Origin of the sequence: Bacillus sp. AFS001701, assembly GCF_002559405.1 — a bacterium.
In the GTDB taxonomy this organism is placed as follows: Bacteria; Bacillota; Bacilli; order Bacillales; family Bacillaceae_G; genus Gottfriedia.
This window is the reverse complement of sequence record NZ_NTZO01000101.1, coordinates 21281-27486: the sequence shown is the minus strand read 5'-3', so window position 1 is coordinate 27486 and position 6206 is coordinate 21281. Positions and strand designations below refer to the sequence as shown.

Below are 6206 nucleotides of genomic sequence, written 5' to 3'. Positions count from 1 at the left end.
TCAATTTCTTTTAAAGTAGTTAATTTTTAAGGAGTTTATATTGAATTTGATCAAAAATGATTCATTTTTAACTCGAATTGAATTATTTTAGTCTACTTTACAAACGAACTGTAGAATTATTGAAAAGGTATTTTTAATAATGTGGTCCTTAAATAAACGACATAATATATCTATATATTTGACAAGGAATTTTCACTGAATTTTAAGTCGTTAGTGACTGATTGGATGTAATATTTGAAGATGGCCAAATTTATGTTGACCCTTTTAAAAACGCCAAAGTTTTATCCCTCAAAATATTTTATGATAAGAAAGTAGGTTAAAAATGGACAAATTTTACGGTAGAAAACTCCAACTTCTCCCCACAATAAACCTTCAAGACATCCCTCTAACAAGTCTAATCATTCAAGCGGTTCAAAAAGTTAAAAATCGTTATCAATGCTTTCGTTGTGGTAATCAAAATCAACAATTTTTCGCTACTCATTTTTGTGCTAAATGTTCATCACAGTGTACGTATTGTCGAAAATGTATCACTATGGGAAAGATGTCGACATGTACTGAGTTAGTCATTAATGAAGTTGACATGAAATTAGATCCCTCAATTTCTGGACTCGAATGGGAGGGGAAACTCTCGCCACAGCAAAAAGAAGCATCTATTAAAGTAGTTGAAGCTGTAAACGAAAATCAGAATTTGCTACTTTGGGCAGTTTGTGGTGCAGGAAAAACAGAAATGTTGTTTGAAGGGATTGAAGCTGCACTGCAACAAGGGAAATTTGTTTGCATTACAACTCCTCGAGTAGATGTTGTTTTAGAGTTATCGATTCGATTCAGACAAGCCTTCCCTACTATTTCAATTGCAGTACTTTATGGAGGTAGTGAAGAGATATGGGATGGAAATAGGATAACGATTTGTACAGTACATCAGTTAATGAAATTTAGACATACCTTCCACTTATTAATTATCGATGAAGTTGATGCTTTTCCTTATAATATTGAAACACATTTGCACTGGATTGCAAATGAATCAAGAACGATTAAAGGTTCTACGGTACAAATGACAGCTACCCCAACTAGTGAACAACAACTACTTGCGCTAAAAAATAAAATCAAAAATGTAATGGTCCCCGCAAGATACCATAGGCAACCCCTACCAGTACCAAGCTTTAAATGGATTGGTAACTGGCGTAAAACAATCCGCAAAACACAAAAACTTCCAAATTCTTTAGAAAAATGGATAAAATTATTTATTCAAAAAGGCTGCCCTATCTTTTTGTTTGTCCCTACAATTAATGAATGTGTTTTCATAGAAGAGGCTGTTAAAAAGATAACAGTTAAATCGGCATCAGTTCATAGTCAAGATCCACAAAGACATGAAAAAGTAAGTGCTTTTCGAAATGGTGATACTCAAGTTTTAATTACAACGACAATTTTAGAGAGAGGCGTTACGATTTCGAATAGCCAAATTGCAGTACTAGGTGCTGATGAAGAGATTTTTACTGAAAGTGCACTAGTTCAAATTTCTGGGCGTGCTGGTAGGCATATTAATTATGCAAATGGAGAGGTTATCTTTTTTCATAATGGAATTAGTGAAGAAATGCTCAAAGCTAAAAAGCAAATACTTCTAATGAATCATTTAGGTATCGAGAAAGGCTGGTTGGATAATAAGTGATTTGTGTATATTGTGGTGTTCGATTTATTGAGAAGTTTTCCTTGCATAAATTGTTTTTTCTAAGCAATGAATCAGCTTGTTCACAATGTGTAGCGAAATTTAAAAAAATTATAGGTCCTGTTTGTGAAATTTGTTGTGGTTACACTATGGAGAATCAAAAGCATTGTAAAAATTGTATAGAGTATATGAGTTTAAAGCTAGATATGCCGTTAATTATTAATAAGTCGATATTTCATTACACAAATGAAGTAAAAGAGTGGCTCAGTCATTTTAAGTTTTATGGTGATGTTCAGTTAGCATCTATATTTGCAAGTGATTTGAGAGAATACTATGAAAATTCTTTCAAAAATTATAAAATAGTTCCAATACCTCTAAGTGATGCGAGACTAAAGGAACGAGGCTTTAATCAAGTTGAAGTGCTCGCACACTATGCAGGTTTAAATTTAACAAATTGTTTAGAAAGAAATCATACCGAAAAACAAAGTAAATTAAACCGTTATGAAAGACTTAGCCGAGAACAAGTTTTTTCTTTTTGTGGTGAGGAAAAAATCGATAACGAACCGATTGTATTACTTGACGATGTGTATACAACTGGTAAAACGATACAAGATGCTGCAGCTATATTGTTACAAAATGGTGCTACTGAAGTACATTCTCTCACATTAATTCGGGCATAAAGCTAGGTGGCTTGTTAATTATCTAAGAACTTAATTTTACTACGAGTTTTACCGATATAAATAGTGGTCATTGGACAGAATAAAACAAAAATATAGATAAAGGTTCGTAATTTAATATAAGCCGAGGTATAAAACGATTAGCGATGAGGTGAGAAAAATGAAGGGTAATACATCTGAAGAGGATAAAGTTCATTTACATCAATACAACGTAGAAAAAATTGAACAAAATAAACGAGAAAAAGAAGGAAAAATAGAAATCTCCCCTCAAGCAAAGGATAATCAAAACGCCAATCAGATAATCGCAAAACGTGATGAACGTATACAGCAATTAAAAAAACAAATTGACGAGGGAACATACAAAGTTCAACCAATGAAAGTGGCTGAAAAAATGCTTAACTATTTTAATAAGAAATAAAGGTTAACAACCGAACTAGGTTGTTACTAAATTATATAAGAAGAAAACAGGAAAGAACTTAGCAAAAATGTTAAGTTCCTTTCTCTGTTAGGTAAGGAAATAAAAAAGGAATTTCAAACGAAACTAAAAGCCTGTGTTATTTGATTCGTGAAGTTTTTTAATTGGACATTCATTATATAGTATTTTAATTTGATTTAGAGGAAAGTTAATATTAATTATTTTGACAAAAACATAATAAAATAATGGAAAGATTTTCTTAATATATCACACAATTTTTTCTAATAATGTGATAAACTCAAATAGTTTAGTTTTTTACTTTTTATGTAGAGGTGTACATATGTTATCGATTTTAAAACGATACTTAATTGGTAAACCACTTAAGTCAACAGAGTTAAGTGAACAAAAGTTATCGAATACGAAGGCCTTAGCAATTCTATCGTCAGATGCGCTTTCTTCAGTAGCATACGGTCCAGAGCAGATTCTGATCGTTTTAACTACGGTTGGGGCGGTAGCGTATTGGTATTCGGTTCCGATTGGTATAGGCGTACTGATTTTATTATTAGCATTAATTTTATCTTATCGCCAAATTATATTTAGTTATCCTCATGGTGGAGGCGCCTATGTCGTATCTAAACAAAACCTCGGTGTTATTCCAGGTTTAGTTGCCGGTGGATCCTTGTTAGTTGACTATATCTTGACCGTAGCGGTTAGTGTGTCAGCAGGAACGGACGCGATTACGTCCGCCTTTCCAGTCTTGCACGCTCATACAGTCTTTATTGCTGTTATTTTGGTTATATGTATTACAATTTTAAACTTACGCGGACTAACTGAATCTGCTTCGATTTTGGCATATCCGGTTTATTTATTCGTTGTAGCACTTGTTATTATCATTATCGTAGGTTTATATAATGCTTTTACAGGTCATGCACCACAAACGGCACATTCAGCGATTGGTACTGTTGTTCCAGGGATTTCGCTCTTTATTCTTTTAAAAGCATTTTCATCTGGTTGCTCAGCCTTAACTGGTGTAGAAGCAATTTCAAATGCTATTCCCAATTTCAAAGTGCCGTCAGATAAAAATGCGGCAAAAACACTATTGATGATGGGTTCGATTTTAGCAGTACTATTCTCGGGAATAATGTTTTTAGCTTACTGGTATGGAATTGTACCAAATGCAGAAGAAACAGTTATGTCCCAACTAGGTTCTGATATTTTTGGACGAAATATAATCTATTTCTTTATACAAGGTACAACAGCGCTAATCCTTGTATTAGCAGCTAATACAGGATTTTCAGCATTCCCATTACTTGCCTATAACCTAGCAAGTGATAAATTTATGCCTAGAATGTATTTACTTCGAGGAGATCGTCTAGGATATTCAAATGGTATTATTACACTTGGTGTAGCTTCAATTTTATTAATTATTGCTTTCCAAGGTAAGACAGAAGAATTAATTCCGTTATATGCGGTTGGTGTATTCGTACCATTTACACTTTCTCAAACAGGTATGGTTATTAAATGGATTAGAGAAAAACCAGCTGGCTGGTTCCCAAAATTAATTGCAAACTTCGTTGGAGCATTTATTTCAGCAACAGTTTCAATTATTTTCTTAACGACTAAGTTAAACCAAGTTTGGTCAATATTTGTTTTCTTACCATTGATTGTTATTCTATTCTTAAGAATTCGTAAGCATTATGAAGCAGTAGGTGACCAATTAAGATTAAATAATGATATTCCAGAAAAAATTAGTGGAAATATCATGGTAGTTCCTGTCGCTGGGATTACAAAAGTAGTTGAACGTACAATGCAATATGCTCAAGGTATTGCTGATGAAGTCTATGCTGTTTATATTTCTTTTGATAAGGAAAGCGAAGAACAAATGAGAGAAAAATGGGAAGCTTGGAACCCTAACGTAAAACTAATTGTTGAACATTCTGAGTATCGAGAAATCACTAGACCTCTTTTAAAAGTAATAGATGAAATGGAAGCTAAAGCTCATGCACAAGGCTTTGAAATTACAGTTTTAATACCACAGTTTATTACGAGAAAAAATTGGCATAATGTTTTACATAATCAATCAAGCTTATTACTACGAGCGTATTTACTTCATAAACGAAGTGTTATTGTGACTACTGTACCTTATAGATTTAAGGTGTAGAGAGCAGGGACTTTAAAGAAGGAAATAAACTTTGTAGGAAAAATGATATAAATTTTCTTTTTATAAAAATAGAAAAAAAATAATGGGACAAGTCAAAAGGTAAGCGAATATGATAGGTAAGGAAATAATTAGAATTTTTCGTTATTTGTCGAATTCGTGAAAAAAAAGGCGATAAGCTACTTTTGACTTGCCCTAGTTTTATGATGTATAGTTGAAATGTGGAGAAGATTCACAAGTTTTCGACTGAAGGGAATGGATTTGAATGCAAGGTAAAGTAAAATGGTTTAATGCAGAAAAAGGTTTTGGATTTATCGAGCGTGAAGATGGAGACGATGTATTCGTACATTTCTCAGCTATCAACGCAGAAGGTTACAAATCTTTAGAAGAAGGCCAAGCAGTTAGCTTCGAAATCGTTGAAGGTAACCGTGGACCTCAAGCTGCTAATGTTACTAAAATTTAATTTTTTCCGTTAATAAGTAAGTATTTGCTTATATAGATTCGGACCACGAGGGCTTACTCATTTGAGTAAGCCCTTGTTTGTTTGGAAAATTTTTGATTATCTTTAAATTATTATAAAAATATAATCTAATATTAACTCAAAAAAGTTCATTAAATGGTCACAGAGATTTCTCATATTTGACAAAAATTTCAAGGAGGAAATTGAGATAGAGGTGTAGAATATAAGTATGACAGCTATCATTTTTGGAGCTTGATGAAGGAGGAAACCCATATGATGCTAAACATCCGAGGCGAAAATATTGAAATTACTCCAGCAATTCGTGATTACGTAGATAAAAAATTATCGCGATTTGATCGTTATTTTGACGAAGAGTTAACGGCGAGAGTTAATGCTAAGGTATTCCACGACAAGCAAAGAATTGAAGTAACTATTCCTGGAACGTATATGTTATTACGTGCAGAAGAAGAGCATGCAGATTTATATGCAGCTGTCGATTTAGTGATTGATAAACTAGATCGTCAAATTCGAAAACACAAAACGAAAGTAAATCGTAAGTTAAGAGAAAAAGGTTCATTAAAATTCATGTTTGCACCATCGATTACTGAGTCAGCTGTTGCAGTAGAAGAGCAAGAAAATGATATTGAGTTAGTTCGAACAAAGCAATTTGATTTAAAACCTATGGATGCAGAAGAAGCAGTTCTACAAATGAACATGTTAGGTCATAACTTCTTTGTATTCTTAAACTGTGAAACGAATAAAACGAACATCGTTTACGCTAGAAAAGATGGGCGTTATGGTTTAATTGAAGCTAAATAAAAATTAATAAAATA

6 protein-coding genes are annotated in these 6206 nt (G+C 32.9%); all 6 read left to right on the top strand.

Annotated elements, in window-relative coordinates; all coding sequences use genetic code 11:
* Window positions 1-322: 322 nt before the first annotated feature.
* The 6 genes from CN514_RS08575 to hpf all read left to right on the top strand — a co-directional run bounded on the left by CN514_RS08575 (window position 323) and on the right by hpf (window position 6192).
* On the top strand, window positions 323-1666 hold the full coding sequence (locus CN514_RS08575; RefSeq protein ID WP_098232236.1) for an ATP-dependent helicase ComFA: 1344 nt from the start codon (window positions 323-325) through the stop codon (window positions 1664-1666).
* A 146-nt stretch (window positions 1667-1812) separates the two neighbouring features.
* Window positions 1813-2343, top strand: coding sequence for a ComF family protein (locus CN514_RS08570; protein ID WP_176525842.1), 531 nt, complete (start codon window positions 1813-1815; stop codon window positions 2341-2343).
* 157 nt (window positions 2344-2500) lie between these two features.
* Window positions 2501-2758: a flagellar biosynthesis anti-sigma factor FlgM gene (gene flgM, locus CN514_RS08565; RefSeq protein WP_098232234.1), complete on the top strand. Its 258-nt coding sequence runs from the start codon at window positions 2501-2503 to the stop codon at window positions 2756-2758.
* A 337-nt stretch (window positions 2759-3095) separates the two neighbouring features.
* On the top strand, window positions 3096-4916 hold the full coding sequence (locus CN514_RS08560) for an APC family permease (RefSeq protein ID WP_098232233.1): 1821 nt from the start codon (window positions 3096-3098) through the stop codon (window positions 4914-4916).
* Window positions 4917-5178: 262 nt separating this feature from the next.
* Complete coding sequence (gene cspD, locus CN514_RS08555; protein ID WP_056469532.1) at window positions 5179-5376, top strand: cold-shock protein CspD; 198 nt, start codon at window positions 5179-5181, stop codon at window positions 5374-5376.
* Window positions 5377-5646: 270 nt separating this feature from the next.
* Window positions 5647-6192, top strand: a complete 546-nt coding sequence (gene hpf, locus CN514_RS08550; RefSeq protein ID WP_098232232.1) for a ribosome hibernation-promoting factor, HPF/YfiA family — start codon at window positions 5647-5649, stop codon at window positions 6190-6192.
* Window positions 6193-6206: the final 14 nt, after the last annotated feature.

Bases quoted from the DNA above. Each gene is read 5' to 3' on its own strand.
- CN514_RS08560 (WP_098232233.1), top strand. From the start codon at position 3,096: ATGTTATCGATTTTAAAACGATACTTAATTGGTAAACCACTTAAGTCA.
- flgM (WP_098232234.1), top strand. From the start codon at position 2,501: ATGAAGGGTAATACATCTGAAGAGGATAAAGTTCATTTACATCAATAC.
- CN514_RS08570 (WP_176525842.1), top strand. From the start codon at position 1,813: ATGGAGAATCAAAAGCATTGTAAAAATTGTATAGAGTATATGAGTTTA.
- hpf (WP_098232232.1), top strand. From the start codon at position 5,647: ATGATGCTAAACATCCGAGGCGAAAATATTGAAATTACTCCAGCAATT.
- cspD (WP_056469532.1), top strand. From the start codon at position 5,179: ATGCAAGGTAAAGTAAAATGGTTTAATGCAGAAAAAGGTTTTGGATTT.
- CN514_RS08575 (WP_098232236.1), top strand. From the start codon at position 323: ATGGACAAATTTTACGGTAGAAAACTCCAACTTCTCCCCACAATAAAC.